This is a genomic window from Chryseobacterium sp. FP211-J200 (assembly GCF_001643375.1).
GTDB lineage: Bacteria > Bacteroidota > Bacteroidia > Flavobacteriales > Weeksellaceae > Epilithonimonas > Epilithonimonas ginsengisoli.
The window spans coordinates 29,097-55,991 of record NZ_LSHB01000024.1 but is presented as its reverse complement, the minus strand read 5'-3'; the positions used below and the strand labels follow the sequence as shown (position 1 = coordinate 55,991).

General features: G+C 38.1%; 28 protein-coding genes. 14 read left to right on the top strand and 14 right to left on the bottom strand.

Translation table 11 applies throughout. The features are described 5' to 3' along the window. Window positions 1-67 precede the first annotated feature (67 nt). Together AXA65_RS08505 and AXA65_RS08500 are read right to left on the bottom strand one after the other, a co-directional pair. Entirely contained in the window at window positions 68-1,108 is a 1,041-nt protein-coding gene (locus AXA65_RS08505; protein WP_063969691.1) for a PA0069 family radical SAM protein, read from the bottom strand. 247 nt (window positions 1,109-1,355) lie between these two features. Then, window positions 1,356-1,553, bottom strand: coding sequence for a hypothetical protein (locus tag AXA65_RS08500; protein WP_063969690.1), 198 nt, complete (start codon window positions 1,551-1,553; stop codon window positions 1,356-1,358). Window positions 1,554-1,742: 189 nt separating this feature from the next. Here AXA65_RS08500 and AXA65_RS08495 point away from each other — a divergent pair, with 189 nt between their 5' ends. The 5 genes from AXA65_RS08495 to AXA65_RS08475 are packed head-to-tail and all read left to right on the top strand — an operon-like array spanning window position 1,743 to window position 4,770. Beyond that, on the top strand, window positions 1,743-3,074 hold the full coding sequence (locus AXA65_RS08495) for a 2TM domain-containing protein (protein ID WP_063969689.1): 1,332 nt from the start codon (window positions 1,743-1,745) through the stop codon (window positions 3,072-3,074). A gap of 5 nt (window positions 3,075-3,079) precedes the next feature. Further along, window positions 3,080-3,376: a 2TM domain-containing protein gene (locus AXA65_RS08490; protein ID WP_063969688.1), complete on the top strand. Its 297-nt coding sequence runs from the start codon at window positions 3,080-3,082 to the stop codon at window positions 3,374-3,376. Then, the gene (locus AXA65_RS08485; RefSeq protein WP_063969687.1) at window positions 3,363-3,665 is read left to right on the top strand and encodes a 2TM domain-containing protein; all 303 of its coding nucleotides are present in this window, start codon (window positions 3,363-3,365) and stop codon (window positions 3,663-3,665) included. The genes AXA65_RS08490 and AXA65_RS08485 overlap by 14 nt, the downstream gene beginning before the upstream one ends. 17 nt (window positions 3,666-3,682) lie before the next feature. Beyond that, window positions 3,683-3,982 (top strand): 2TM domain-containing protein, encoded by a 300-nt coding sequence (locus AXA65_RS08480; RefSeq protein WP_063969765.1) that lies wholly within the window; start codon window positions 3,683-3,685, stop codon window positions 3,980-3,982. A gap of 41 nt (window positions 3,983-4,023) precedes the next feature. Next, entirely contained in the window at window positions 4,024-4,770 is a 747-nt protein-coding gene (locus tag AXA65_RS08475) for a LytR/AlgR family response regulator transcription factor (protein ID WP_086048132.1), read from the top strand. Between the two features lie 89 nt (window positions 4,771-4,859). Here AXA65_RS08475 and AXA65_RS08470 read toward each other — a convergent pair whose 3' ends face one another. Together AXA65_RS08470 and mnmA are read right to left on the bottom strand one after the other, a co-directional pair. Further along, a complete protein-coding gene (locus AXA65_RS08470) occupies window positions 4,860-5,252 on the bottom strand; it encodes a hypothetical protein (RefSeq protein ID WP_063969686.1) in 393 nt (130 codons plus the stop codon). A gap of 190 nt (window positions 5,253-5,442) precedes the next feature. After that, window positions 5,443-6,630 (bottom strand): tRNA 2-thiouridine(34) synthase MnmA, encoded by a 1,188-nt coding sequence (gene mnmA, locus AXA65_RS08465; RefSeq protein ID WP_063969685.1) that lies wholly within the window; start codon window positions 6,628-6,630, stop codon window positions 5,443-5,445. A 263-nt stretch (window positions 6,631-6,893) separates the two neighbouring features. On the opposite strand from mnmA, the gene AXA65_RS08460 reads away from it, so the two are divergent. Then, window positions 6,894-7,418 carry a hypothetical protein gene (locus AXA65_RS08460; RefSeq protein ID WP_063969684.1) on the top strand — a complete coding sequence of 175 codons (525 nt, stop codon included), beginning with the start codon at window positions 6,894-6,896 and terminating at the stop codon, window positions 7,416-7,418. Between the two features lie 110 nt (window positions 7,419-7,528). Here the strand turns inward: AXA65_RS08460 and AXA65_RS08455 are convergent, their stop codons facing one another. From AXA65_RS08455 to AXA65_RS08445, 3 genes are all read right to left on the bottom strand, one after another. After that, the gene (locus AXA65_RS08455; protein ID WP_131797793.1) at window positions 7,529-7,717 is read right to left on the bottom strand and encodes a hypothetical protein; all 189 of its coding nucleotides are present in this window, start codon (window positions 7,715-7,717) and stop codon (window positions 7,529-7,531) included. Between the two features lie 74 nt (window positions 7,718-7,791). Then, on the bottom strand, window positions 7,792-8,112 hold the full coding sequence (locus AXA65_RS08450) for a Crp/Fnr family transcriptional regulator (RefSeq protein ID WP_063969682.1): 321 nt from the start codon (window positions 8,110-8,112) through the stop codon (window positions 7,792-7,794). A gap of 50 nt (window positions 8,113-8,162) precedes the next feature. Continuing rightward, on the bottom strand, window positions 8,163-10,685 hold the full coding sequence (locus AXA65_RS08445) for an ATP-dependent Clp protease ATP-binding subunit (RefSeq protein ID WP_063969681.1): 2,523 nt from the start codon (window positions 10,683-10,685) through the stop codon (window positions 8,163-8,165). Between the two features lie 167 nt (window positions 10,686-10,852). Between AXA65_RS08445 and AXA65_RS08440 the strand changes: the two genes are divergently transcribed. The 3 genes from AXA65_RS08440 (at window position 10,853) to AXA65_RS08430 (ending at window position 12,761) form a co-directional block, all read left to right on the top strand. Beyond that, a complete protein-coding gene (locus AXA65_RS08440) occupies window positions 10,853-11,068 on the top strand; it encodes a hypothetical protein (protein WP_063969680.1) in 216 nt (71 codons plus the stop codon). Between the two features lies 1 nt (window position 11,069). Further along, on the top strand, window positions 11,070-12,176 hold the full coding sequence (locus AXA65_RS08435) for a glycosyltransferase (protein ID WP_063969679.1): 1,107 nt from the start codon (window positions 11,070-11,072) through the stop codon (window positions 12,174-12,176). A gap of 66 nt (window positions 12,177-12,242) precedes the next feature. After that, window positions 12,243-12,761 carry a DUF4251 domain-containing protein gene (locus tag AXA65_RS08430; RefSeq protein ID WP_165596583.1) on the top strand — a complete coding sequence of 173 codons (519 nt, stop codon included), beginning with the start codon at window positions 12,243-12,245 and terminating at the stop codon, window positions 12,759-12,761. Here AXA65_RS08430 and meaB read toward each other — a convergent pair. Next, window positions 12,758-13,744, bottom strand: a complete 987-nt coding sequence (meaB, locus tag AXA65_RS08425; protein WP_063969677.1) for a methylmalonyl Co-A mutase-associated GTPase MeaB — start codon at window positions 13,742-13,744, stop codon at window positions 12,758-12,760. The two genes, AXA65_RS08430 and meaB, sit on opposite strands and share 4 nt — an antisense overlap. Before the next feature lie 84 nt (window positions 13,745-13,828). Here meaB and AXA65_RS08420 point away from each other — a divergent pair, with 84 nt between their 5' ends. Continuing rightward, entirely contained in the window at window positions 13,829-14,143 is a 315-nt protein-coding gene (locus AXA65_RS08420) for a hypothetical protein (RefSeq protein WP_063969676.1), read from the top strand. A 57-nt stretch (window positions 14,144-14,200) separates the two neighbouring features. Here the strand turns inward: AXA65_RS08420 and AXA65_RS08415 are convergent, their stop codons facing one another. The 3 genes from AXA65_RS08415 to scpA form a co-directional block, all read right to left on the bottom strand. After that, window positions 14,201-14,938, bottom strand: a complete 738-nt coding sequence (locus tag AXA65_RS08415) for an SDR family oxidoreductase (RefSeq protein ID WP_063969763.1) — start codon at window positions 14,936-14,938, stop codon at window positions 14,201-14,203. Window positions 14,939-15,021: 83 nt separating this feature from the next. Continuing rightward, complete coding sequence (locus AXA65_RS08410; protein ID WP_063969675.1) at window positions 15,022-15,588, bottom strand: Crp/Fnr family transcriptional regulator; 567 nt, start codon at window positions 15,586-15,588, stop codon at window positions 15,022-15,024. A 52-nt stretch (window positions 15,589-15,640) separates the two neighbouring features. Further along, entirely contained in the window at window positions 15,641-17,764 is a 2,124-nt protein-coding gene (scpA, locus tag AXA65_RS08405; protein WP_063969762.1) for a methylmalonyl-CoA mutase, read from the bottom strand. 513 nt (window positions 17,765-18,277) lie between these two features. Between scpA and htpG the strand changes: the two genes are divergently transcribed. After that, window positions 18,278-20,167 (top strand): molecular chaperone HtpG, encoded by a 1,890-nt coding sequence (gene htpG / locus AXA65_RS08395; RefSeq protein ID WP_063969673.1) that lies wholly within the window; start codon window positions 18,278-18,280, stop codon window positions 20,165-20,167. Window positions 20,168-20,224: 57 nt separating this feature from the next. On the opposite strand, the gene AXA65_RS08390 is transcribed toward htpG, so the two are convergent. Next, a complete protein-coding gene (locus tag AXA65_RS08390) occupies window positions 20,225-22,345 on the bottom strand; it encodes a carboxy terminal-processing peptidase (protein ID WP_063969672.1) in 2,121 nt (706 codons plus the stop codon). A 170-nt stretch (window positions 22,346-22,515) separates the two neighbouring features. On the opposite strand from AXA65_RS08390, the gene surE reads away from it, so the two are divergent. The 3 genes from surE to AXA65_RS08375 all read left to right on the top strand — a co-directional run bounded on the left by surE (window position 22,516) and on the right by AXA65_RS08375 (window position 24,695). Beyond that, window positions 22,516-23,280, top strand: coding sequence for a 5'/3'-nucleotidase SurE (surE, locus tag AXA65_RS08385; RefSeq protein WP_063969671.1), 765 nt, complete (start codon window positions 22,516-22,518; stop codon window positions 23,278-23,280). A gap of 12 nt (window positions 23,281-23,292) precedes the next feature. Next, window positions 23,293-23,862 (top strand): Crp/Fnr family transcriptional regulator, encoded by a 570-nt coding sequence (locus AXA65_RS08380; RefSeq protein ID WP_063969670.1) that lies wholly within the window; start codon window positions 23,293-23,295, stop codon window positions 23,860-23,862. 143 nt (window positions 23,863-24,005) lie between these two features. Next, on the top strand, window positions 24,006-24,695 hold the full coding sequence (locus tag AXA65_RS08375; protein ID WP_063969669.1) for a class I SAM-dependent methyltransferase: 690 nt from the start codon (window positions 24,006-24,008) through the stop codon (window positions 24,693-24,695). Window positions 24,696-24,770: 75 nt separating this feature from the next. Here AXA65_RS08375 and AXA65_RS08370 read toward each other — a convergent pair whose 3' ends face one another. Next, window positions 24,771-25,277 (bottom strand): hypothetical protein, encoded by a 507-nt coding sequence (locus AXA65_RS08370; RefSeq protein ID WP_063969668.1) that lies wholly within the window; start codon window positions 25,275-25,277, stop codon window positions 24,771-24,773. A 63-nt stretch (window positions 25,278-25,340) separates the two neighbouring features. Next, window positions 25,341-26,540 (bottom strand): diaminopimelate decarboxylase, encoded by a 1,200-nt coding sequence (gene lysA, locus AXA65_RS08365; RefSeq protein WP_185114319.1) that lies wholly within the window; start codon window positions 26,538-26,540, stop codon window positions 25,341-25,343. Between the last annotated feature and the right edge of the window lie 355 nt (window positions 26,541-26,895).

The window sequence follows — 26,895 nt, the reverse complement described above, 5'->3', positions numbered from 1 at the left end:
GATTTTGATTTTGCGACTTTTACGAAGTTAGAATTGAAAATAATTTGCGACTTTGCGATAAAAATTACTAAAACAATCGCAATTGTTGCGTCCGACTTCCAGTAAAATGTTCAGTTGTCAGAAAAGCTCTTTCTTTATTATTGAAAAATTTCTTCTTCCCGATTTCAAAAGTTTTATGGATCATTTCCGCAATGTTTCCCTCACCTTTATAACGCTGGAAGTATCTTTTCTCGCCAAGATTTCCGCCACGCATCGAGCGAATCAGATTCAATACTTTGTCTTTTCTGTCGGGGAAATGTGTTTCCAGCCATTGAATGAAAACTGGTTCTACGGTGTCATTCAGTCTGACCAAAGTGTAACCGCAACTTCTGGCGCCAGCTTCGGAAACGACTTTCATTATCCCAAGACTTTCATCGCTCGTCAAACCTGGAATTACCGGCGCAATCATCACATTCACCGGAATGTTTTTCTCAGATAGAACTTCTATGGCTTTCAGTTTGTTTTTTGCGGTTGAAGTCCGCGGTTCCATCACGCGTCGAAGTTCTTCATTGATGGTCGGAATACTCAGCGAAACTGAAATCAGATTTTTCTCAGCCATTTTTTCGAGAATATCAATGTCTCTCAGTACCAAAGCATTTTTGGTAATGATGGAAACCGGATGCCTGTAGTCCAAACAAACCTGAAGCAATTTTCTTGTAATTTCAAATTCCCGTTCAATCGGCTGATAGCAATCTGTATTTCCGGAAAGCATAATTGGTTTTGGAACGTAAGATTTTTTCTGAAAGGTTTTCTCCAAAAGTTCCGGCGCATTTTTCTTGACCATCAGTTTTCTTTCGAAATCTACGCCTGCGCTGTAACCCCAAAATTCGTGCGTCGGTCTGGCGAAACAGTAGGAACAGCCGTGCTCGCAGCCTTGGTAAGGATTCATCGAATAGTCCATCATCAGGTCGGGACTTTTAATCACATTGATGATGCTTTTAGGGAAAACTTCTGTGACCTGTGTTTTGATTTTATCCAATTCATAATCTTCCGGTTCGTGAGTGAATCGGTCAAATTTGTTGACGATATTTCGTTGAGCGCCTTGCCCTTTTGGGATGAAATCTGACATTTTTGATGTAAAAATTAACGCAAAGGCGCAAATTAAATTGTACTTTAACTTTTATAAAGTCGCAAACATTTGCGACTTGTAGAAGCTTGGAGAAAAGAACTTTCCGCCTTTGCGTAAAAACTGATTGGAAATATTATTTTCAAAATTATCACTAGAAAAATAAAATCTCTCTTAAAATTCCGTAAAGTTTTCCACAAAAAAATCCGGCTCGTGAGAACCGGAAATTGGTATAATTAAATAGTGTGTGTCATAAAAAAGCGTCCAACTCTACGCCGTCATCCGCTGCTGCATAAGGACTTCTTTTCGAATTCCCGAATAAGTGATGATGGTCAGAATAATCGCTGTTGTAAACTCTGTTTCTTAAATATTTTCTCGCCACCAAAACGCCCAGAACAGCTGCTGTCCCGAAGATTCCGGCAAAGATGATTTCTACGTTTCTCTTCATATGATTAAAGATTAATATTTTTTCCTCAGCAAAAGATGTTCCTTTTTGGATTGCAAACCTCGATCTTATCAAAAATTTAAGATTCCGTATGGCAGTTTTTACAGTTCAGTAGAATTTTTTAACAATTCGGTCATATATAATTGCTTAACTTTTCTTTCTGTCCTAATTTTGGACCAAGAAATTAAAAACATGAATAAGAGATCATTAATAACACTCTCGTGGATCACACTTGGCTCATCCATTTTTTTCTTTACGTTTTTCTCAAATGAAAAGACTTTGGAAAGCTTTGGTTACAACTTGCTAATTTCGGCAATGTATGCATTCGGCTTAGGCTTGAGTAATGGTTTTGTGAATGATTTTCTTAATAAAAAACTTTCCTGGACAGAACAGACCAGGCTTAGAACCCTTATTGGAATCATAGCAACATTGATTGTCAACTTTATTATGGTTTATGTGTGTACTTATTTGAATTATGTGGTAATCCAAAAAGTGGCTACGACAGAAGATATTTTTTCCAAAAAATACACTTTTAGTATTTGGTTTATGATCAATTTTGCGTTGATGATTTCGGCCTTCCTTCACGCGAAAGGTTTTATGGAAGAGCTGAAAAAAACTTCGAAGAAAGAAGTTGTCGAACAGAAACTCATCGCCAAATCTGCCAACGCCCAATTCGAATCCTTGAAGAACCAATTGGATCCGCATTTTCTTTTCAATTCTCTGAACGTCTTAACTGCCTTGATTGATGAAAATCCGCAACAGGCGCAGAAGTTTACCACATCGATGTCGAAAATCTACCGCTATGTTTTGGAGCAAAAAGATAAGGAAATGGTAAAAGTGGAGGATGAGATAGAATTTGCTAAAGTATATTGTAACCTTCTGAAAACCAGATTTGAAGACAGTGTAAATTTCACATTTGATGTCAATCCTGACGATTTGCAAAAACAGGTCGTTCCTCTTTCATTACAATTATTACTGGAGAATTGCATTAAACATAATTTCGCCACTTCATCAAAACCATTGAATGTGAGAATCTTCACAGAAGGAAAATTCCTCTGCATCGAAAATAATCTTCAGGTAAGAGAACAACTCACAGAAAGCGCGGGAATTGGATTGGCAAACATTGTTCAGCGATACGCGCTTCTTACCAAAGACAATGTTTATATAGAAAAATCTGAACAGACCTTCAAAGTGAAAATACCAATATTAATAGAAAAAAACGCTCAAACAATGACAACTTACACATCACAAACCACAGAAAATGTCGCTTATGAAAGAGCGGTAAAAAGAGTAAAAGAGCTGAAAGGTTTCTACGGAAATCTGATATCATATTGTATTATCATTCCATTTTTGGCAATTATCAACCTGCTCACTTCTCCAAGAGAAATCTGGTTCTACTGGCCAATGTTAGGATGGGGAATTGGACTCATCGCTCACGGAATGAATGTCTTCGCCATCGGTAAAAATTGGGAAGAAAAGAAGATTCAGGAGATAATGAACAATCAAAATAATCTTAAAAACTAAATAAAATGGAAATCATCAATAAAGAAAATCCACGTTACGAAATGGCTGTGGAAAGAGTACAAAAAATCAAAAAGTTCTATAAAAGTCTTCTCGTTTTCGCAATTGTATTTGGAATCGTTTATGGGATTAAATTTGCAAAATATGGATTGAATTATATTTCATTCTTTGAAGTATCTTGGATTTTCATCATCTGGGGATTGATCCTCGCAATCAAAGGAATTAAGCTGTTTTTCTTCAACTCCGATTGGGAAAATGATATGATCAACAAAGAACTCAAAAAACAAAACAATGGAAATTATTAAAGATAAAAACGATATCAAATATCTTGAGGCTAAGAAAAGAGTGAAACAACTCAAAGGATTTTATTCTCATTTAACGATTTATATTCTTGTCAATCTGTTGATTGTGTTCATCAATATCCAAGATTTGAAACCAGGTGAAAGCTATTTCAAAGTAGAGAATTTCATCACTTTATTTTTCTGGGGAATTGGTTTGCTCGCACATGCAATGGGTGTTTTTGTTCCTCAATTTGTTCTTGGAAAAAACTGGGAAGAGAGAAAAATTAGGGAATTAATGGAAAAGGATAAATGATTTTAAAACAGATTCCTATGGAAAATCGAAGACACGAAGAGAATTCAGATGAAGAAATTCGTTATCTGAATGCACAAAAAAGAGTCAAAGAAATTAGAGGTTTCTATGGCCATTTAATTTCTTACGTTGCCGTAAATATTGTATTGATAATATTTAATGTTCTCTATCATCATTTTGGATATATGAAGATAAAAGTAAATCAATTTTACAACGTTATAATTTGGGGAATCATTGTTTTGATTCACGCTGGATTTGTTTTCTTGGGAAAGGACTGGGAGGAACGGAAAATTCGCAAATTAATGGACAAAGAAAAATAATAATTTACCTAATTTCGAATCAAATCAAATAAACTATAAAAATGATAAGAACGATAATCATCGAAGACGAAAAACCGGCAGTCAGAAGACTGGAGAAATTATTGGGTTTGTTTTCTGATTTAGAAGTAGTTGCAAGCCTTAATTCTGTGGAGGAGTCAGTCGAATGGTTTCAGGAAAATGAACATCCACAATTGATTTTTTCAGACATCGTTCTTGGCGACGGATTATCGTTTGATATTTTTGATAAAGTCTCTACAAAAGCTTTTATCATTTACACAACGGCGTTTGACCAATATACTTTGAAGGCCTTCAAACTCAACAGCATCGATTATCTTCTGAAACCTATCGAGGAAGAAGATTTGGCAAAAGCAATTGAGAAGTTCAAATCGTTCTTACCGGAACAAGGCGCTGTTAATTCACAGGAAATCAGACAAATCGTTAAAAAAGAACAAGCGACACTTTCCAGGATTTTGGTCAAAATCGGTTATAATTTGAAAGTGGTTTCCATCAATGAAGTGAGTTGTTTCTACAGCGAGAACAAAATCGTCTATCTTCAAACCAAAGAACGTAATTTTCCGACAGATTTCACATTAGACGAACTTGAAAATGTTCTTGAGCCTTCCAAATTTTTCCGTGTTAACAGACAGTTTATCATCAGTTCAGATTATATCAAAAATATTCACACATCGCCGAATTACAAAGTGGATTTGGAGTTTCAGCCGGAAGAAGAAATAACGGTAAGTAGAGACAGAGTTAAGGATTTTAAAGATTGGCTGGCGGGTGGCTAAACTTATTGAGATCAAAAAACCTCCAGAAATTTCTGGAGGCTTTCTATTGAAATATAGATTCGATACTTTTTTATCAGGAATCTTTGCTGTTATGCTTTTCTGCGCTCGGATCTTGGTCCGTCTTTTTTAAAACCATTTTGCTGATGTTCTTTACGATTTGCCTGAAACTTGACGTATTGGTCTTTAGATAATATCTTCTGGATGCGTCCGTCAAAATCTTTTCTGTCTTTTTCAAACTTCGCCTTCATTTTAGCATCGTTAGGTCTTTGACCTTTTCCGCCTCGAGGTGCGTTTTTTGCAAAGTTGGCTTCCCGGTCTTTGTAAAGTGCCTGAATCTTCTGTTTCTGTGCAGGTGAAAGATTGTAATTATCAAACTCTTTCATTTGCTGTTCAGTGATTGGTCTTTGAGCTCTGTCTTGTCTTTCCTGTGCGTTTATCGTTAATGCTAAAAATAAACCTGCGGCTGCTAATAACTTTTTCATAATAAATAATTTTACGTTTTAAAAAATGTCTTTGTTGTATGAATGATACACAACTAGCATTCCTTAATCTTCCAAATTTCCAACTTGTAGGTTAACTTGGATTTTCTGTCGGTCAACACAGATTTGTACAAACAAAACAGGCTTTACGCATGTCCGTAAAGCCTGTTTTTATATTTAATTCTAAGGATGTCTATGCAATCACGCCACTTCCAATCAATTCATCACCGATATACCAAGCCGCAAATTGCCCTTCAGCAATCGCAGACTGTGGATTTTCAAATTCCATATAGAATCCATTTTCGAATTGATGAATCGTTGCTTTCTCCAGAGTTTGTCGGTAACGGATTCTGGCCATCACTTCCATAGATTCTCCATTTTTCAATTTCAAATCTTTGCGGATCCAATGCAATTCGGCATTTTCAATTTTCAAAGCTTTACGGAAAAGTCCAGGGAAATTTTTGCCTTCGCCAACGAAAATGATGTTGTTTTCCATTTCTCGCTGGATAATGAAACAAGATTCCTTGTGTCCGCCAATTCCTAAACCTTTGCTTTGACCGATGGTGAAAAACTGCGCACCTTGATGCTTGCCAATCACCTTTCCGTCCTCTTTTTTATAATTGATTTTCGCTGACAGATATTCAAGCTCTTCTAATTTTGAATTAAAGGTTGGCGTTTCTTTATGAAATTCAGCAAAATCATTGAAGATTTCCACTATTTCACCTTCTTTCGGAACAAGCTGTTGCTGAAGAAAAGTAGGTAAACTCACTTTCCCAATGAAGCAAAGTCCCTGAGAATCTTTCTTATCAGCCGTTACCAATCCAATTTCTTTAGCGATTTCACGAACTTCAGGTTTCGTCAGTTCTCCGATGGGGAACAAGGCTTTCGACAATTGATCCTGACTCAACTGACAAAGGAAATAACTTTGGTCTTTGTTGTTATCTTTCCCAGCCAAAAGATGGAAGATTTCTTTACCGTTTTCATCAATTGTTGACTCAACTCGTGCATAATGTCCGGTCGCAACTTTCTCAGCACCAAGCGATAAAGCCGTTTTCATAAACACATCGAATTTCACTTCGCGGTTGCAAAGCACATCGGGATTTGGCGTTCGTCCTTTTTGATATTCGTCAAACATATAATCCACGATCCGCTCCTTGTAGAGCTCGCTCATATCGATGACCTGATAAGGAATTCCTAATTTTTGTGCGACGAGAAGCGCATCATTACTATCTTCGATCCACGGGCATTCATCTTCCAATGTCACCGATGCATCGTTCCAGTTCCGCATAAAAAGTGCGATAACTTCGTGACCTTGCTGTTGCAAAAGATAAGCTGTCACGCTAGAATCTACGCCTCCGGAGAGGCCAACTACTATTTTCATTTGATTTCAATTTTACGAAACTCTTGACGGGAGTTCTTAGTTTGAGGATGCAAAAATACAACTAAAACTTTGGCAAAAAAACCATAATTTTAAGGATTGATAAAAACGATAGTCTCAAGAAAAATAAGTTGGGCAGCTTTATCCGCCTTCCACTCCCAATCTTTTTTGCCAATACTTTACCACAGCAAAAAAGGATTTCCGTTCAAGTCGGGCTGCGAGATTCAAACCTTGATTAAAATGTCAACATAAAAATCACATTAATTATGAAAAAATTATTCAGTCTTTCCTTAATTCTAATTAGCGTTCTAAGCTTTTCGCAAATTGCAATGAGTTCCGGAACTCAAACCAACCGATGGACTTTCGGTGGTGGATTAGGCGTTGGTTTTGGAAGCAACAGCTATTTCAATCTGCAGGTTTCGCCGAGAGTTGGTTACAAAATTACAGACCAATTGGAAGGCGGTGTGATAGGAAATATTTCCTGGCAGACTTCAGATTATTATAAATCGACAATGTTCGGCGTTGGTCCGTTTGCGAATTATTATTTTGCGCGTTCTTTCTTTGTTGGTGCTAATCTTCAGCAATATTTCATCAATTCCCAGGAAAAATTCACAGATTATAAATTCAATACAGACGAGACCGCACTTTATCTCGGTGGCGGCTATATGCAGCCGTTGGGAAATAATGCATTTGCACAATTTGGATTGATGTATAATGTACTTTGGAAAGAAAGAAGCAGTATTTTCAGTACAGGATTTATCCCAAGTGTGGGATTTGTAGTAGGTTTATAAAAAACAAAGTCCTCCTATTTATCATCATTCGTGTTTGGATAGATTTTTTAGAGGACCTTATTAGGTATTACAAAGGTAGATTGAATTTTCGGCACAAAAATTAACGTTTGTTAATTTCCGTTAAGTATTCTCTTTTTTATTCTGCTGAGAGATACTGGTGTGATTCCCAGCAGTGAAGCAATATATTTTGAAGGCACTTTCTGTAGAACTTTTGTATTGGCTTCCAAGTGTTTCTGATATCTTTCTTCTGGATTCAGCAGGACAAAATCCTCGATGTTTTGTAGTAGAATTCCAATCATTTGCAAGAACATATTGGCGCGCAGATTATTGATGGTCAAACTTTTCTGTGAGCCAAGGTGAATGGCGTCATAAGTCAGTTCAAAAAGTTCGGTTTCACCAATGGATTGATAAAAGTATCTCGATGGCTGGTTGTAAATGATCCCATCATAATTTCCGAAAAACTCTTCTTGTTATGAAAAAGGATGGTCTTCTCCGTCCCGTTCGCTTCCAAATGGTATACCCGAACAATACCGCTTTTTATGAAGTAAACCTTCCGGTTATTCTCACCTGGCCTGATGTAGATTTCCCCAGATTTGAATGTCCTTAACGTGGTGTAAGGCGAAAGGATCTCAATGTCCTCTCGCGTAATTCCTGGAATGTTTTGTAGTAAAAACTCTTTTGCAGATTCTTCCATAATATGTAAAAAGGCCACCCTAAGTGGTGGCCTTTATAATTTGAATATGATTATTTTACTATCTGTTCTTCTTTTACAGTTTCTCCTTCCAAACCATCTTTGGCTTCATTCACTTTCAGAACAACAGTTTCGCCTTCGCCAAATTGTTTGTTGACTAGCATTTCGGCTAAGAGATCTTCTATGTATTTCTGGATTGCACGTTTCAGAGGTCTTGCTCCAAAATCTTTGTCCCATCCTTTTTCTGAGATGAAATCTTTCGCTTCTTCCGTCAACTCGATTCTGTATCCTAATTTTTCCAATCTGCCATACAACTTGGACAATTCCAAATCGATGATCCTTTTGATATCTTTCTGCTCAAGAGAGTTGAAGATAATAATGTCATCAATTCTATTCAAGAATTCCGGCGCGAATGCTTTCTTCAAAGCGTTTTCAATTGTAGACCTTGCTCTTGCATCGGTATTCGTTTTCTTTGCATTGGTTCCGAATCCTACACCGTCTCCGAAATCTTTCAGGTCTCTGGTTCCGATATTCGAAGTCAGAATGATGATCGTATTTCTGAAATCAATTTTTCTTCCGAGTGAATCTGTTACGAAACCTTCGTCCAAAATCTGTAACAAAATGTTGAAAACATCTGGATGTGCTTTTTCTATCTCATCTAGAAGAACGACTGCGTAAGGTTTTCTTCTTACCGCTTCTGTCAATTGTCCGCCTTCTTCGTAGCCAACATATCCTGGAGGCGCTCCAACCAATCTGGAAACCGCGAATTTCTCCATATACTCACTCATATCGATTCTGATCAAAGCTTCGTCTGAGTCGAATAATTCACGAGCCATTACTTTGGCCAATTCGGTTTTACCAACACCAGTTGTTCCAAGGAAAATGAATGTTCCAATCGGTCTGTTCGGGTCTTTCAATCCAGCTCTGTTTCTCTGGATGGCTTTCACCACTTTTTTCACAGCATCTTCTTGACCGATTACTTTTCCGTTTAGTTTATCATCCATCTGAGCCAGTTTATCTAGCTCATTTTTACCAACTTTGGTTACTGGAACGCCACTCATCATAGAAACCACTTCCGCAACACTTTCTTCGGTCACTTCTTCTTTTTTCTCTTTGACGTCTTTGTCCCATTGTTCCTGGGCAAGATTCAATTCGATTTGAAGTCTTTCTTCCTCGTCTTTCAGCTTTCTCGCTTCAAGGTAATCCTGAGCTTTCACCGCTTGTTGTTTCAATTCCTTCACTTCTTCGATGCGTGTTTCGTGCTCGATGATCTCGGAAGGAACTTTCATATTTTTGATATAGACTCTTGATCCAGCTTCGTCCATCGCATCAATCGCTTTGTCCGGAAGGAATCTGTCTGTAATATATCTCGCTGTCAAATTCACACAAGCCTGGATGGCTTCATCCGTGTAATGAACATTGTGGTGGTCTTCATACTTATCTTTGATCTGATGAAGGATTTGAATGGTTTCGTCCACTGTAGTTGGCTCCACCATTACTTTTTGGAAACGACGTTCCAAGGCTCCATCTTTCTCGATATATTGTCTATATTCGTCCAGAGTAGTAGCACCAATACATTGGATCTCACCTCTTGCCAAAGCTGGTTTGAACATGTTGGAAGCATCCAAACTTCCAGTAGAACTTCCAGCGCCAACAATCGTATGCAACTCATCAATGAAAAGGATGACATCACGGTTTTTCTCCAATTCTGTCATGATCGCTTTCATTCTTTCTTCGAATTGTCCTCGGTATTTTGTTCCGGCAACTAAACTTGCGAGGTCAAGCGTAATGACTCTTTTACCATAAAGAACGCGAGAAACTTTTTTCTGCTGAATTCTCAAAGCCAAACCTTCTGCAATCGCGGATTTACCAACACCTGGCTCACCGATCAAAAGCGGATTGTTTTTCTTTCTTCTTGATAAGATCTGAGATACCCTTTCGATCTCTTTTTCACGACCTATAACAGGATCCAATTTTCCATCTCTTGCAAGAGAAGTCAAATCACGACCGAAGTTGTCCAAAGTTGGGGTCTTACTCTTTTGAGCGCCAAGATTTCCCGATGGCTTTTTCATTTGGCTGTACGGTTCTTCTTTCTCCTCGTCATCATCGTAAGCGCTGTTTTGTGGCAACTGGTCGGTGTTTTTCAACATCGTTCTGTATGCTTTTTGAACAGCGTCATAATCGATATCATAAGCTTGAAGAATATTGGCCGTTGGATCTTCTTGTTTATAAAGAATACCTAACAATAGGTGTACTGTATTGATATCGGAAGATTGGTATTGGCGACATTCCAGTTCAGATCTTTTTACAGCCTGATCGGCCATTTTTGTAAAAGAAATACTTCCCATATTCGCTGTAAACGGATTTGAGTTTACAGAGCTCAGGGTTTCTATTTTTCTCTTTATCTGGGTAAGGTCCGCGCTTAGACTTTCGAGGATCTCCTTTGCAGAGTTTTCAGTTTTGATGATTCCTAAAAGGAAATGTTCAGTATTCAGAAATTCACTCTGCAAACGCCTTGCTTCATTTTTGCTTTGCTTGAACACGCGGTTCAAACCGTCTGAAAATTTATAATCCATAATTAAAAATTATACACTAAGTTATGTTTTTTATGATAAATCCTACAATTAATTATTGTAAAATTTAAATATTTGTTTGCAAATAGATTGCCATCAGAAAAAAACGGACTTTATGACTTGATTTTTTTATAAAATTGTTTAGGTTTGTAAACCTCAAAAAACACCAGATGAATAATTGGTCAGAATATGTTGGTTACCTGGCTTCTGCTTTTGTAGTTGCAAGCTTCTTGCTCAAGGATATTAAAACGATCAGAACCATCAATTTATTGGGTTGTATTTGTTTTGTGATCTACGGAATTTATAGCGGCATGCTTTGGCCGATCATCATTCCCAATGGTATTCTTGCAGTGATCCAGATCTATAACATTTTAAAAAAGAATTAGAATGAAAGTTATCATTAGTGTTTTCAATAATTTATATACCGACCAGCGGGTGGAAAAGGTATGTAAAACACTTTATGATAATGGCTACGAACCTATTTTGATAGGCTGTGATTGGTTGGGGGCACCGGACATGGAACGGCCTTATCCCTTTTTTAGGATTGATTTGAAGTCCAAAAAGCTGCGTTTTGCGTACATCGAATTTCAAAGGAAATTGTACAAGGAAATTTTAAAAAATGCTGACAATAAGACCATTTTAATGGCCAATGATCTGGAAACGCTTATGCCAAATTATCTGATTTCCAAAAAACTCAACCTCCCAATTATCTTCGACAGCCATGAGATTTTTACAGAAATGCCAACAATCCAAGGTCGTTGGGTAAAACACGTCTGGAAGAAAATCGAAAAGACGTTTGTCCCGAAGATCAAACGAATGATGACCGCGAGTAATTCCTACGCCAATTGGTTTGTAAAGGAATACGAAATCAATAAACCAATTGTTGTCAATAATTTACCAAGAAAGATCGAGTTTACAGGTACCAAAGAAAACTCGAAAAAAGTAATTCTTTATCAAGGCTGGTTGAATTATTCCCGAGGAATCGACAAAGCAATTCTCGCAATGCAATCGATTGACAATGCCGAACTATGGATTGCAGGCGGTGGACCGTTAGAAGCAGAATTTTGGAATTTGGCCAAACAATCCGGCGTTGAAGATAAAATCAAATTCCTTGGAAAACTCTGTCCTTCTGATTTGAGGGCCATCACACCAAAAGCTGATGTCGGTTTAAGCATCGAAGAAAATAAAGGTCTTAGTTATTATTATTCTTTACCAAACAAAATTTCGGATTACATCCAATCCCGAGTTCCTGTTGTGGTTTCCAATTTTCCGGAAATGACGAACATTGTCAATACTTTTGGAGTAGGAGAGGTCATAGAAAACCATACGCCCGAACATCTTGCAGAGAAGATAAATCTCGTTTTGAAAAATGGCAAAGCCTTCTATCTTCATAACCTGAATGTGGCTTCAGAAGAACTTTGTTGGGAGAATGAAGAAGATAAGATCCTGAAACTTTTCAGTGATTCCAGAAAAGAATTGGAACATAGCCATTAACTTTTCGGTTTTTATTGCATCTAAAAGTTGCATCATTCTTGATGTTAACTTTCTAAAATAATGAAAATGAAATCTTTAATACTAATATTCGGTTTAGCTTTGATGACGATAAGCTGTGGAAGTCAAACCTACTTAGACGCAACGACTTTGAGCTCTGTGGTTCAAAACAAGGAATTTAATTTCAACGCAACCAAGGCATTTCCAACCAATTACGATGTCATTAATGTAATGAACTCAATGCCAGGCTCGACTGGAACTCGAATTTTGAATCTTGATCCAGGCAATGGTTTTAATTTAAAAAAGGATCTGTTTAGTGTTGCTTTACCTTATTTTGGTAGAGCCTTCAATGCAAATCCAGCTGATGCTAGTAACGGCGGAATCAGATTTGAGTCGAAGGATTTCCGTGTAAAACAATCTGTTACAAAGAAAGGGAATACAATGTTTGTGATTACAACAGTGGACCAAAAGGAAAGCTACGTTTTCACTCTGGAAATCTTTAAAAATGGAAGCGGATTTTTGTCCGTAAGTTCAAACAACAGGCAGCCAATTAGTTATGATGGCAATATTTCGATTGCTGATAACTAAGACCCAAATAATTTTTTGACGAACTCTCTGGCTTCTGAACTCGAATTTGAATTGAGTTCGGAAGCTTTTTTCTTGTGTTCGAGGTAAGAAGTTTCTAATGAATTGTCGCGTTTAGCTTTTTCAAGAATATATTCTTTGACCCAGAATTCGAATCTTTTTTCAGCTTGATCTTTTCGGTCTTGTATGAAAGTTCCGTTCTTGTTTTTGAGTGAAATCAAACTTTCTATCTTTTCATATGTTTCGGTCAATCCTTCATTTTCAAGCGCTGAACCTAGGATGATCGGTACTTTCCAAGCTTTTTCTTTCGCTGTGATGAATTGTAAAGCGCGCGATAATTCGGTTCTGGTGAGTTTGGCTTTTGCAAGATTTTCTGAATTAACTTTGTTAATGAAGATCAGATCAGCCATTTCCATGATCCCGCGTTTGATACCTTGAAGTTCGTCGCCGCCACCAATAATTTTTAGAAAAAGAAAAACATCGGTAATGTCATTGACTAAAGTTTCGCTTTGCCCTACACCAACGGTTTCTATCAAAATGTAATCGTAACCCGCCGCTTCGCAGATCAATAGACTTTCGTAAGTTGTATTCGCAATGCCACCTAGAAATCCGGAACTTGGACTTGGTCTGATAAAAGCATTGGGGTCTTTCGCCAATTCTTCCATCCGCGTTTTGTCGCCGAGAATACTTCCTTTGTTGATGGATGAACTTGGATCAACCGCTAAAACTGCCACTTTTTTCCCTTTTTCAACCGCCAGCTTTCCAAATGTTTCTATAAAAGTAGATTTTCCAGCGCCTGGAACACCCGTAATTCCAATTCGAATCGACTTTCCAGTGAAGGGTAAAATAGCCTTCAAAAGTTGATCGGCGAGGTCCCTGTGTTCGGGTTTCTTACTTTCGATAAGGGTAATGGCTTTGCCAAGGATCCGTTTGTCAGACGCTTTGATCCCAGTGATGTAATCGTCGATACCGAATTGCTTTGCCATATTTGGAATAGTTACAAATTAGAACAGAGAGTTAGAAACTGTTTTCAAATTAATTATTTTTGATGGAAATCAAATTCAAAAATAATGAAAAAATACATATACAGCTTGTGTCTTGTGGGCGTGATCGTTTATTCATGCAAAACGCAGCAAGCAGCTCCTGCCACAACACAGGCGGAAACTTCTGTAGCAACAGCCAATCTTAGCAAAGAAGAGATGCTCAAAAAAGGGCAAGAACTGTTTACTTTGAAATGTGGAAGATGTCACGGATTGCCTGTTCCTTCGGAAATAACAGTTGCTGACTGGCAACCGATCATGGCAAGAATGGCTCCGAAAGCAAAACTAAATGCGGACGAAACCAATTGGGTTTTGGCTTATGTGAACGAAAATGCAAAGAAATAATTAAAATAAAAAAAGAGAAACCCGCAAGTTTCTCTTTTTTATTATTTTATTACAAAATTACCACGGGCTGATCCCAGTTTCATCTTCGATATCATTGCTGAAAAATTGTCCTGTTGGTGCATTGTCTTCAGTCAAAGTATGTTTGACGATGAAGCTTGCTGCACTTTCCACCGAACCAGGACCGCTGTGATGGTTGAAATCTGTCGCCGTGTAACCAGGGTCGATGACATTCACTTTGAAATTTGAATCTTTCAATTCATAAGATAAGACGATCGTGTAGGCATTCAATGCGGATTTTGAAGGGCCGTATGCAGCTCCTTTTACCTGATAATATTTCCAGTTCGGGTCACTGTGAAGCGTCAATGAACCAAGTCCGGAAGTGATGTTGCTAATTCTCGGTTTGTCAGATTTCTTTAGCAATTCCAAAAATGCCTGAGTTACATTGATCACACCGAAAAAATTAGTTTCAAAAACTTCTTTGATATTATCAACAGAAATTTCTGCTGCCGTTTGAGGTTGTGTTCCCAGAATTCCTGCATTGTTGATCAGGATATCCAGTTTTCCTTGTTCATCTTCAATGATATTCTTAGCTGCTAAAACTGATTCTTGATTGGTAACATCTATCTCAATTGCTTTGATGTTATTAAATCCTTGTTCATTGAGTTCCTTTACAATTGTTTCACCTTTTGCAAGGTCACGACTTCCCAAATAGACAAATAAACCTTTTTGTGAAAGTTGTTTTGCGGTTTCGAGACCAATGCTTCTATTGGCACCTGTTATTAATACTGTTGTCATTTTTTCTTGTTTTAAATTGATACTGTAAAATTGGATCAATTCAAGATCTTAGCATTTGCCAAATGACAAAAAGCGAATGATAATTAAATATTTTTTCTGATCCGGCTAAGTGAGGATTGTGTCACACCAAGATAAGAGGCAACATAAGACAGCGGAATTCTATTGACGACATTCGGATAGATCTCCAAAAATTTGAGATAACGTTTTGTAGCATCTTCCGTTACCAACGGACTTCTTCTTTCTACTTTTTGAAGCAATGCTCTGGAAATGATTTTGTTAACAATAACATCGAAACCAATAATGGTCTGAAAAAGTTCCAACCAGTCTTTTCTGGAAAAGATGATCATCTTGCAATCTGTAATGGCCTGGACATAAGAACTGGAAATGATCTGATTGTCAAAACTTTCCAGATCAACGACCAAATTATTTTCCTCGATGAAATATTTTGTGATTTCTTCACCTTCGTTGTTGTAATAGCAAACGCGTAAAATTCCATCTACAACAAAACCAACTTTATTCGCTACTTTTCCGGCTTCTGAAAAATACGCGTCTTTCTGAAAATCAGTTTCTTGTCCTTTGCTTTTGATAAAGTCGATCTGCTGTTGATTGAGATTTCCGAAGCTTAATATAAAATCGAATAATTCTGTCATGGTGGAAAATTAGGAACAAAAATTCTTTCTTGATTTGTCATTTGGTAAAAAATTAAGACAGAAATTTCTCCAAAATCTCCACAGCACATTTTGGCAAATTGGTTCCGGGACCGAAAATATGATGCGCACCGTTTTGATATAAAAATTCATAATCCTGTTGCGGAATCACACCGCCAACAACAATCGTAATATCGTCTGCACCCAATTTTTTCAATTCTTCCACCACTTGCGGAACCAAAGTTTTGTGACCAGCCGCCAAAGATGAAACGCCCAAAATATGAATGTCATTTTCCACAGCCTGTTTCGCCACTTCTTCCGGCGTTTGAAATAATGGGGCAACGTCAACATCAAATCCCATATCGGCAAACGCAGTTGCTACGACCTTTGCGCCACGGTCGTGACCATCTTGTCCCATTTTTGCGACCATAATTCTTGGTCGTCGTCCTTCCTGATCTTCAAATTTTTGACTTAAAGCAACCGCTTTTTCAAAGTATTCATTTTTCCCTGCATTCATTGCGTAAACTCCTGATATGGTTCTGATATTGGCTTTGTAACGTCCGAAGCTTTCTTCCATCGCATCGCTCATTTCGCCAAGCGTGACTCTTCTGCGAGCGGCTTCGATGCAAAGTTCAAGGAGATTTCCTGCTCCTGTTTTTGCAGTTTCTCGGATTTTATTTAAAATTTCTTCGACAGATTTAGAATTTCTATTTGATTTTATGAAATCTAATCTTTCGATTTGTTTTCTTCTAACTTCTGTATTATCGATGTCTAGGATTTCGATTTCTGTTTGTTTTAAATCTGATTTGAAGGAATTGATGCCAATGATAAATTCTTCTCCGCTGTCAATTTTTGCCTGCTTGATGGCCGATGCTTCCTCGATTCTCATTTTTGGGATTCCGGCTTCGATGGCTTTTGTCATTCCGCCTTCTTTTTCCACTTCATCTATGAATTTCATGGCTTCATCAATCATTTGCTGAGTGAGAGATTCTATCAAATGACTGCCGCCCATCGGGTCAACCACGTCACAAATTCCGCTTTCCTGTTGAAGAATGATTTGCGTATTTCTCGCAATTTTGGCTGAATAATCGGTTGGTAAGGCAATCGCTTCGTCCAAAGCGTTGGTGTGTAAAGATTGTGTTCCGCCTAAAGCTGAAGACAAAGCTTCAATTGCTGTTCTAGTAATATTATTAAATGGTTCTTGCTCTGTCAAGCTCCAGCCAGAAGTCTGGGAATGCGTTCTTAAAGCTAAAGATTTTTGATTCTGCGGATTGAATTGTTGCAGAAGCTTTGCCCAAATATAACGAGCGGCACGCATCTTGGCGATTTCCATAAAATGGTTCATTCCGATGGCCCAGAAAAAAGATAATCTTGGGGCAAAATCATCGACGTTCATTCCGGCTTTGATTCCGGTTCTTACGTATTCCAAACCGTCGGCTAAAGTGTATGCCATTTCCAAAACCGGTGTTGCGCCAGCTTCCTGCATGTGATAACCTGAGATTGAAATGGAGTTGAATTTCGGGATATTTTTGGAAGTATATTCGAAAATATCGGCGATGATTTTCATTGATGGTGTTGGCGGATAGATGTAGGTGTTTCGCACCATAAATTCCTTCAGAATATCATTTTGAATCGTTCCGGAAAGTTTGTCCATCGAGATTCCTTGTTCTTCTGCAGCGATAATATAAAAAGACAAAATCGGCAAAACCGCACCATTCATTGTCATCGAAACTGAGATTTCATCCAAAGGAATTTGGTCAAAAAGAATCTTCATATCCTCAACGGAATCTATTGCAACACCTGCTTTTCCAACATCTCCCACAACTCTTGCGTGGTCGGAATCGTAACCGCGATGTGTTGCCAAATCGAAAGCTACGGAAAGACCTTTTTGTCCGGCTTGGAGATTCCTTCTGTAAAAAGCATTGGATTCTTCGGCGGTGGAAAACCCTGCGTATTGGCGGATTGTCCAAGGTTTTTGGACATACATTGTCGAATAGGGGCCACGGAGAAAAGGCGCAATTCCTGCGGAGCCGGCTTTGATGTCTTTGTTTTTAACGTCTTCGCTGGTGTATTTTGATTTCAGTTGCAGGCCGTCTTTTTCAAAAGTGTAATTTTCTGAATTGGAATCGAGGGTAATGTTCTTGAAATCAGGGTTTTGGTTTTGGATTTTGTGGCGCATTTTGGATTTGTCTTGATGAAAGTAAATGTAAGGATTTTTTTTAACCACAAAGAGCTCAAAGTTTTTGCACAAGGTTCACGAGGGTTACTTAGGTTTTTTAACGCAAAGCCTGCTAAGGTTCGCAATGGTACTTCGACGAGCTATGCATAAACTTAAAACTCATCAATGAGCACAAAGTGTTAGATTAGAAATAAGAATTGTGTGCTTTGTGAAATCTTTGTGTCTTTGTGGTTTTTACCAAGCGACAATTTGTCATTAATTGGTAGATGGTCTTTTTTTTGTGAAATGTTGATTGGTTGTGGAAACCTGCGACAGGGATAGAAGTGGAAATCCTTTTGCCTGGAAATGCGTCAACTGATGACAAATCGTGAAAAGCAAAAGATTGTAGCGGATAGCCCGGTGACAAAATAGCGCGGGGAAAGTTTTGGCTTTTGGCAGTCGCCCAAATTATGACTGATAAATGATTATGATTCGGGAATTGAAATTTTAAATAAAACAAAAAATAATATAAATATGTCAACAGGAAGTATTAATGTGTCGGTGGAGAATATTTTTCCACTGATCAAGAAGTTTCTTTACAGTGATCACGAGATTTTTCTTCGTGAATTGATCTCCAATGCGACGGATGCAACGACGAAGTTGAAACATCTGACAGTCATTGGTGAAGCGAAAGTGGATTATGGAAATCCGATCATCGAGGTTAAAATTGATAAAGAGGCGAAAACGCTGACCATCAAGGATCAAGGTCTTGGGATGACAGGCGAGGAAGTTGAGAAATACATCAACCAGGTTGCGTTTTCCGGCGCGGAGGAATTCCTTGAAAAATATAAGGATTCTGCTAAAGATGCGGGAATTATCGGACATTTTGGTCTTGGATTTTACTCGGCATTTATGGTGGCGGAGAAAGTGGAAATCTTCACAAAATCTTACAAAGAAGATAGCAAAGCGGTTCGTTGGATCTGTGATGGTAGTCCGGAATATACTTTGGAGGAAACTGAAAAATCTGACAGAGGAACGGAAATCGTGCTTCACATTGCGGAAGATTCTTTGGAGTTTTTGGAAGAATCCAAAATCCGTGAGCTTTTGACGAAGTATAATAAATTCAATCAAATTCCAATTAAATTTGGAACGAAAACTGAAACTTTGCCTTTGCCGGAAGGTGCTGCTGAAGATGCAAAAGCGGAAACTATTGAGGTTGATAACATTATCAATAATCCAACTCCGGCGTGGACAAAAGCGCCGAGTGAGCTGAAAGCTGAGGATTACAATAATTTCTACAGAGAATTGTATCCGATGCAGTTTGAGGATCCGTTGTTCCATATCCATTTGAACGTGGATTATCCGTTCAATTTGACGGGCGTTTTGTTCTTCCCGAAATTGGCGAATAACCTTAATATCGAGAAAGATAAGATTCAGTTGTATCAAAATCAGGTTTATGTGACGGATGAGGTGAAAGGAATTGTTCCTGACTTCTTGATGTTGCTAAGAGGTGTGATCGATTCTCCGGATATTCCGCTGAACGTTTCCCGTTCTTATTTGCAGGCTGACGGCGCGGTGAAGAAAATTTCTTCTTATATCACGAAAAAAGTGGCGGATAAAATGGTTTCGTTATTTAATGAAAATCGTGAAGACTACGAAAAGAAATGGAATGACATCAAGATCGTGATCGAATACGGAATGATCTCTGAAGATAAATTCTACGAAAAATCTGACAAATTTGCACTTTACCCGACAACGGAAGGTCAATATTATCTTTGGAATGAATTGGTTGAGAAGATCAAACCGACTCAAACCGATAAAGATGGAAAAACGGTCATTCTTTACGCAACAAATGCTGATGAACAACACAGCTACATTGAGTCTGCAAAAGATAAAGGTTATGAAGTTTTGTTATTTGATTCTCCAATCGTTCCACACTTGATCCAGAAATTGGAAGGTTCTAAGGAAAATGTTTCTTTTGCGAGAGTAGATGCGGACCACATCAATAATCTGATCAAAAAAGATGAACCTGTTATTTCTAAATTGAATGATTCTGACAAGGAATCTTTGAAGAAAAACATCGAGGAATCTATCAATGATCAGAAATTCACCGTTCAGTTGGAAGACCTGGATTCTACAGATGCGCCGTTCACATTGACTCAGCCGGAATTTATCAGAAGAATGAAGGATATGCAGGCAACTGGCGGTGGCGGAATGTTCGGAATGGGCGGTTTCCCGGAAATGTATAATCTTGTGGTGAATTCTAACTCAGACTTTGCGGGAGAATTATTGAAAAAAGATAATGCGGAAGAGAAAAGTGCGATGATCAATCAAGCTTTGGACCTTGCAAAATTGTCTCAAAACCTTTTGAAAGGAAAAGAGCTGACAGATTTTATCAAGCGTAGTTTTGAGAGTTTGAAATAATAAAGCATTTCATTAAACATAAAAAAAGCGTCCCGAAAACTTCGGGACGCTTTTTTGTTATTTGATCTTCGAAAGAACATCTACCGTTTCTTCCAGATAGAAATCTCTTTCGAGATTTTTTCTCCAGTTTTCTGTTTTCTTGGCAAATGCTTCATCTTTTTTAATCCTTTCCGCTTCGTCCGGATGAATGATGAATTTCAAGCCGTTATTGAATTTGTCCAAACCTTTGAACTTGTCGATCTGTGCTTTTCGCGTTTTCATCAGTTCGTTGAATTTCGCTTGATTCAGTGTGATCGTCTCTTCTTTATCCAAGGCTTCTTTCCATTCTGCTGATTCCTGCAACATCTTATAATTGCTGTTGTTGGCCAACTGTTTGTCTAGCTCTGCCTGCAATTGTGGTGTATTGAGTCCAGTCAATTTCTTGAAAGAAGTGGTTTCTATTTTGTCCCAAGGCAATGCAAACTGGTCAAAGCGTTCTCCTACTTCTGCGTATGAGAAGAAATCTTTCATTTTAAGGTCAGACTCAACCCCTTTTCTTTGCGTTGACTCTCCGCTGATCCTATAGAATTTCTGGATGGTCAGTTTCAAAGATCCGAAGTCGTCGTTCGTATTCAAGAATCTGTTTAGCTCTACAAAAGTCTGAACTGTTCCTTTTCCGAAAGAACTTGGTGAGCCGATAATAGCAGCTCTTCCATAATCCTGGAAAGCCCCTGCAAGAATCTCAGAAGCCGAAGCTGACAATTCGTTTTGCATTACGACAAGCGGACCTGTCCAGATCGGTTCATTGGATTTGTTGCTTAGAACTTGAACTTTTCCACGGCTGTCTTTTACCTGAACATAAGGACCGGCATTCATAAACAAGCCCATGATATCTCCAACTTCAGTCAAAGAACCTCCGCCGTTGCTTCTAAGGTCTAAGATGATTCCTTCTACATTTTCTTTTTTAAGTTTGATCAATTCTGCTTTGATATCGTCGGAAGCATTTCTGCCTTTTGGATCTTCAAAGTCAACATTGAAACTTGGAAGGTAGATGAAACCGTATTTTTTTCCATTTTTTGCAGTCACCGAAATACTTCTTGCGAAAGTATCTTCTATCGCCACTTCTTCGCGGATCATGGTCACTTCTTTGATGGTTTTGTCTTTTTTCTCAACCGTCAAAGTGACAGGAGTACCTTTTTCACCACGGATCAGTCTCACCGCTTCGTCAGACAACATTCCGACAACGTTTACGGGTTCTTCACCTGGTTTTGATTTCACTTTCAGGATCTTATCACCTTCGGATAATTGTTTAGATTTCCAGGCTGGTGCACCAATTGTAAGCGCTCCCAAATAAAGATAACCTCTTTTTTCCTGAATGATTGCACCAATTCCAATCACTTTTCCAGTGAAATTCATATCGAATTCCTCTTTGCTTTTCGGAGAGAAATAGTTGGTGTGTGGATCAAAAACTTCGGTGTAAGCATTCATGTAAACCGAGAACCAATCCATCTTCTTTCTTTTCTTGAATCGTCTGAAAGAATCGGTAATCAAATCCTTAACTTCTGTGGTCGCTTTTTCACGCTTCTTTTCCATAGAAAGTGGCGCATATTTGATCGTATCCGGAAGTTTGTTGTTGACAACAGAATCTTTCTTCTTTTTCTGAGCTTCTTCTTTGCTGGTCAGTGTTTCCATTTCCTGAAGGATGTTGTACTTGATGTACTTCTTCCATTCCTCACGCTGTTGTTTGGCATCAGCAGGATTCACTCTTTTTTTAGGCTCTAGGATCAACTCTTCGTCTTCATCCAGACTGATCGGTTTGGAAAGAATGTCCTGAGTCATTTTATCGATCTCATCCACACGCTGATAAAGGCGGTCAATAGTTAACTTGTAGAAAACAAGATTACCATTGTTGAGATAATCATCCAGCTTTGTATTGTGCTTTTTGAACTCATCAATGTCGGCTTGAAGAAAATATCTCTTCGAAGCATCAATGTCTTCAAGATATTTGTCATAAACATCTTGTGAATAAGCATCGTTAATTGGTTTCGGGCTATAATGAAGATATGATAGTGTGTTTTTAACGCTTACCATGATGGTCTGCATTTTTTCATCGTCATTTTGTGGAGAGTTGAAACAGAACATCAGCGTCATTAGCGGCGCAAACATCAGCAGTTTCTTGAACTTGATTTTTTTGAACATAAATTTTAATCTGTACTTATATTAGTCAAAATTTTCTTTTGAATGTTACGTTGGTATTCAAAAACGAAACCAAATTTAACACCTTATTTTATTTTACTCATTATAAATTGGTTATTTTTGAGATAATTTTGAGAAACTCGCAATAAGCGAAATAATATTAAGAAAATTTTATGAATAAACCATTGATACTGGTAACCAATGATGATGGGATCACAGCACCGGGAATAAGAAAATTAATAAGTATAGTAAATCAGATCGGGGACGTTATAGTAGTCGCTCCCAATTCTCCTCAAAGTGGAAAAGGGCACGCGATCACGATCAACTCGACTTTAAGTTTTGAAGAATTGAATCTGGACGGTCCACAGAAAGATTTTTCCTGCTCTGGAACACCTGTTGATTGCGTGAAAATGGCTTTGGACAAGATCCTTCCAAGAAGACCGGATATCGTAGTTTCAGGCATCAACCACGGTTCTAATTCTTCCATTAATGTCATTTATTCTGGAACCATGTCTGCCGCTGTGGAAGCTGGAGTAGAAGGCTTGCCTGCCATTGGATTTTCTCTTTCAGATTTGAAATGGGAAGCGGATTTTGACCAGGCTGAGGATTTTATTAAAGACATCATTCTGAAAACTTTGGAAAACCCAATGCCAAAAGGTGTTGTGCTGAATGTCAATATTCCGAACCTTAAAAAAGAGGAGATCAAAGGCGTTAAAGTTTGCAAACAGGCCAATGCAAAATGGGAAGAAAGCTTTGACGAGAGAACCAATCCACACGGTAAAAAATATTACTGGTTAACAGGCTATTTCAATAATATGGACGAGTCAGAAGATGCAGACGAAACGGCTTTAGCAAATGGCTTCATTAGCATCGTTCCTGTGAAATTCGATTTGACGGCTTACGAATATATGAACGAACTGAATTCTATCTATCAATAAAAACAATGGTGGATGGAGTTTATGAAACAATTCCTTATCGCGAATAATATTCCTATCTCAGACGATAACTGGAAGATCTACAGTGGTAAGAACGTTCGAAAAGAATACAAGAAAAAAGATGTGATCCTAGAAAAGGGAGAAGTAGATAATTATCTGTCTTTTGTAGAAGAAGGTACAGCGAGATTGTTTTTTATAAAAGATGGTAGGGAACTTACGACAAGATTTGTTTTTAGGCATCAATACCTGACTTCTTATGATTCTTTTTTGCAAAGGTCGCCTTCCCGATGTACTGTGGAAGCGCTCACAGATATGGTCGTGTGGCAGATCCATTACAATGATCTGCAGGAGGTTTACAATAGCTCTCCAGTAGGCAATCTAATTGGCCGAGTGACTGTAGAGCAGATCTATTTGGCTAAATCAAATAAGGAATTCTCCTATCTGAGCGAGTCTGCGGAAGAACGGTACCTGAAATTGATGAAAGACCATCCCGAACTTTTCCAGCTGGTGCCGCTGAAGCACATTGCAACGTATTTGGGCATCACACCACAAGCATTGAGTCGAATAAGAAGGCGAATTTCTTAACCGAGGTTCATTTTATTTGTAACAAATAAAATTTATATTTGTGATTGATTCAGATCTAGCGATCCGAATGAGGAAGAAAAGTGTTCAGAGAGATCTGGATGCTTTTTTTTATTAATTTTATCTTTGCATCAATTACTGTTAATATGATTGATCTTCCCGGAATTGCTATCAAGAATTTTCACGAAAAAACAAGCAGGGCAAAACTCTATGTCCACGATACGTTTGGTCCGAAGGTAGAAATGCCAATTTCCCTCTATTTCCGAACCGAAAAACAATTGCCAAAACTTGAGAAAAAGGCTTTGAAGCTTTGTCAAGGAAAGGTCTTGGATGTTGGTGCCGGCGCAGGAAGTCACGCTTTGATCCTTCAAAAAAAGAATTTCGATGTCGTTGGATTAGAAATTTCTCCCGCCGCTTGTGAGGTGATGAAAAACCGAGGTTTGAAAAAAGTAGTATGTGAAGATATCTTTAAATTTAAAGATGAAAAATTCGATACGCTTTTGCTGTTGATGAACGGGATCGGATTGTGTGGTGATTTGGATGGATTCAGAAAATTCCTTAGAAAAGCGGAGACTTTGCTAAATGAAAATGGGATTTTGATTTTCGATTCTTCGGATATTGATTATATGTATGAAGATGAAATATTTCCAACCGATAGATATTACGGCGAAGTAACTTGTAGGTACGAATACCAAAAAGAAGTCACAGATTGGTTCAACTGGCTTTATCTGGATTTTAAAACTTTAGAAAAAATCACTTCCGAAGAAGGCTGGAAATCAGAATTGATCTATGAAGATGAGAATGACCAATATCTCGTCAAATTATCCAAGAAATAAAAAAACCGCCAACCAAAGGCGGTTTTAGTATTGATATAGAATTAAATCTAATATCTAAAGTCCAATTTCTAACATCTAGTTAAATGCATTATCATAGGTCATCGATGAAAAATCGATTTTCAGGATGGCTTTGGAATCAATCGGCGTTCCGTTGCATTTCGCTGGTGTCCAGGTTTTATTCACCTTTTTTGCCACTTCTTTCAGGTCATTCAGGAATGGTTCGCTTTTATCAACTTTAGGACCAGCCTCCAGTTTTGATAGCATACCATCTTTCGTAATATCCAGTTTTACGAAGAATAGGCCATTTACAACGTAGCTATTCCAATTGACATTCTGTTGCAACTTTTCTTTCAGCTCTTTGATGTAAGTATCAGAGCCGCCAGGATACCGGAGACTTTGGAATTTCGCAGGGTCACAAGTATTATCCTTGATCTGATAAATTCCTCTCACGCTGTATCCAACAGAACTTACAGTCGCATCCATCATCGGGATATCGATGTTCAGTGATTCTTCGACATCATTATTCTGAGCCAAAGCGAATGAACTTACCAATATGCTTAATGAAAGTAATAATGTTTTCATAGAATTTGATTTTGAAATGGATGAAAGAAAATTTATGCCAAAATGTTTCTGATTAGCAACAAATTACAAAACTTCGATCTGATTTTTCAAAAGATCTTCAAACTCATCTCTTTTTCTGATGAGGTGCGCTTTTCCGTCCAGGAACATCACTTCTGCAGGTTTGAGTCTCGAATTGAAATTGGAACTCATCTCAAAACCATAAGCGCCCGCATTTCTGAACACGATGATATCGCCTTCTCTCACCTCATTTATTTTTCTGTCCCAAGCAAAAGTGTCTGTTTCACAAATGTTTCCGACAACCGTGTAAATTCTTTCAGGTCCTTTTGGATTGGATAAGTTTTCAATAATGTGATAGGAATCGTAGAACATCGGACGGATCAAATGATTGAAACCAGAATTTACGCCTACAAAAACCGTTGCAGTTGTTTGTTTGATGACATTCGATTTTACTAAGAAATGTCCACTGTCACTCACAAGGAATTTCCCTGGCTCAAACCAAAGCTGGAATTTTTTCCCAGATTCTTCCTCGTATTTTTTGATTGCGTTTCCTACTTTTTTTCCAAGCGCTTTAACGTCGGTTTCGATTTCGCCGTCCTGGTAAGGCACTTTGAAACCGCTTCCCATATCCAGATATTTCAGATTTGGGAAATGCTCTGCCAATTCAAACATAATTTCCAGGCCTTGAAGGAAAACATCTGGGTCTTTGATTTCACTTCCTGTATGCATATGAAGACCTTCAACATTTAGGTTTGTTGACTTCATAACACGTTCGATGTGACGCATTTGGTGAATCGAAATCCCGAATTTAGAATCGATATGTCCAGTCGAAATTTTATGATTTCCACCAGCATAAATGTGTGGATTGATTCTCACAAAAATCGGATAAGAACCACCGAATTTATTCCCAAATTGTTCAAGAATCGAAATGTTATCGATGTTGATATGAACTTTATGAGACATTGCTTCCTCAATCTCAGCCAAATCCACACAGTTTGGCGTGAATAGAATTCTGTCGTTGGAGAAACCAGCTTTCAGACCCAATTTTACCTCGTTGATAGAAACGCAATCCAAAGATGCGCCCAGTTTTTCTACGTACTTCAGGATATTGATGTTGGTCAAAGCCTTTGCAGCATAGAAAAAACGCGTGGTCTTCGAGAAAGAAGACGTCAGCTTTTTATACTGCTCGCTGATGGAATTAACGTCATAAACATACACGGGCGTCCCGAATTCTTTTGCTATACTTAGCAAGTCCTGATTGGTCATAATCGTAGATTTTTAAAAATAAAAAGGCAGATTCTTATATAAAGAGTCTGCCGCAATAGATATCTTATGCACGCAACTCATTATACATTCCAAACCTTAGAGAACCTTACAGCTCCCTTTTTTCCGATTTTGCTTTGTTTAAAATATTGCATTGCTTGTTGTTAAAATTTTCCGCAAAATTAGAGTTTATCTATAAATCTCGCAATTTTTGGGTTGATTTTTATTTTGGGCAGCTTTATCCGCCTATAGTTTATCCTGAGCGGCGTCGAAGGGTTCCCAATCTTTTTGCCTTCGCTTTTCCAGCCACAAAAAAGGATTTCCACTCAAGTCGGGCTGCGGGATTCGTGACAATATA

Bases quoted from the DNA above. Each gene is read 5' to 3' on its own strand.
- AXA65_RS08505 (WP_063969691.1), bottom strand. From the start codon at position 1,108: ATGTCAGATTTCATCCCAAAAGGGCAAGGCGCTCAACGAAATATCGTC.
- AXA65_RS08410 (WP_063969675.1), bottom strand. From the start codon at position 15,588: ATGACAGAATTATTCGATTTTATATTAAGCTTCGGAAATCTCAATCAA.
- AXA65_RS08460 (WP_063969684.1), top strand. From the start codon at position 6,894: ATGAAAAAATTATTCAGTCTTTCCTTAATTCTAATTAGCGTTCTAAGC.
- AXA65_RS08445 (WP_063969681.1), bottom strand. From the start codon at position 10,685: ATGGATTATAAATTTTCAGACGGTTTGAACCGCGTGTTCAAGCAAAGC.
- AXA65_RS08455 (WP_131797793.1), bottom strand. From the start codon at position 7,717: ATGATTGGAATTCTACTACAAAACATCGAGGATTTTGTCCTGCTGAAT.
- AXA65_RS08420 (WP_063969676.1), top strand. From the start codon at position 13,829: ATGAAAAAATACATATACAGCTTGTGTCTTGTGGGCGTGATCGTTTAT.
- AXA65_RS08440 (WP_063969680.1), top strand. From the start codon at position 10,853: ATGAATAATTGGTCAGAATATGTTGGTTACCTGGCTTCTGCTTTTGTA.
- AXA65_RS08380 (WP_063969670.1), top strand. From the start codon at position 23,293: ATGGAGTTTATGAAACAATTCCTTATCGCGAATAATATTCCTATCTCA.
- AXA65_RS08430 (WP_165596583.1), top strand. From the start codon at position 12,243: ATGAAATCTTTAATACTAATATTCGGTTTAGCTTTGATGACGATAAGC.
- AXA65_RS08370 (WP_063969668.1), bottom strand. From the start codon at position 25,277: ATGAAAACATTATTACTTTCATTAAGCATATTGGTAAGTTCATTCGCT.
- AXA65_RS08375 (WP_063969669.1), top strand. From the start codon at position 24,006: ATGATTGATCTTCCCGGAATTGCTATCAAGAATTTTCACGAAAAAACA.
- AXA65_RS08450 (WP_063969682.1), bottom strand. From the start codon at position 8,112: ATGGAAGAATCTGCAAAAGAGTTTTTACTACAAAACATTCCAGGAATT.
- scpA (WP_063969762.1), bottom strand. From the start codon at position 17,764: ATGCGCCACAAAATCCAAAACCAAAACCCTGATTTCAAGAACATTACC.
- AXA65_RS08495 (WP_063969689.1), top strand. From the start codon at position 1,743: ATGAATAAGAGATCATTAATAACACTCTCGTGGATCACACTTGGCTCA.
- AXA65_RS08485 (WP_063969687.1), top strand. From the start codon at position 3,363: ATGGAAATTATTAAAGATAAAAACGATATCAAATATCTTGAGGCTAAG.
- htpG (WP_063969673.1), top strand. From the start codon at position 18,278: ATGTCAACAGGAAGTATTAATGTGTCGGTGGAGAATATTTTTCCACTG.
- mnmA (WP_063969685.1), bottom strand. From the start codon at position 6,630: ATGAAAATAGTAGTTGGCCTCTCCGGAGGCGTAGATTCTAGCGTGACA.
- AXA65_RS08480 (WP_063969765.1), top strand. From the start codon at position 3,683: ATGGAAAATCGAAGACACGAAGAGAATTCAGATGAAGAAATTCGTTAT.
- AXA65_RS08470 (WP_063969686.1), bottom strand. From the start codon at position 5,252: ATGAAAAAGTTATTAGCAGCCGCAGGTTTATTTTTAGCATTAACGATA.
- AXA65_RS08475 (WP_086048132.1), top strand. From the start codon at position 4,024: ATGATAAGAACGATAATCATCGAAGACGAAAAACCGGCAGTCAGAAGA.
- lysA (WP_185114319.1), bottom strand. From the start codon at position 26,540: ATGACCAATCAGGACTTGCTAAGTATAGCAAAAGAATTCGGGACGCCC.
- AXA65_RS08435 (WP_063969679.1), top strand. From the start codon at position 11,070: ATGAAAGTTATCATTAGTGTTTTCAATAATTTATATACCGACCAGCGG.
- meaB (WP_063969677.1), bottom strand. From the start codon at position 13,744: ATGGCAAAGCAATTCGGTATCGACGATTACATCACTGGGATCAAAGCG.
- AXA65_RS08500 (WP_063969690.1), bottom strand. From the start codon at position 1,553: ATGAAGAGAAACGTAGAAATCATCTTTGCCGGAATCTTCGGGACAGCA.
- AXA65_RS08490 (WP_063969688.1), top strand. From the start codon at position 3,080: ATGGAAATCATCAATAAAGAAAATCCACGTTACGAAATGGCTGTGGAA.
- AXA65_RS08390 (WP_063969672.1), bottom strand. From the start codon at position 22,345: ATGTTCAAAAAAATCAAGTTCAAGAAACTGCTGATGTTTGCGCCGCTA.
- AXA65_RS08415 (WP_063969763.1), bottom strand. From the start codon at position 14,938: ATGACAACAGTATTAATAACAGGTGCCAATAGAAGCATTGGTCTCGAA.
- surE (WP_063969671.1), top strand. From the start codon at position 22,516: ATGAATAAACCATTGATACTGGTAACCAATGATGATGGGATCACAGCA.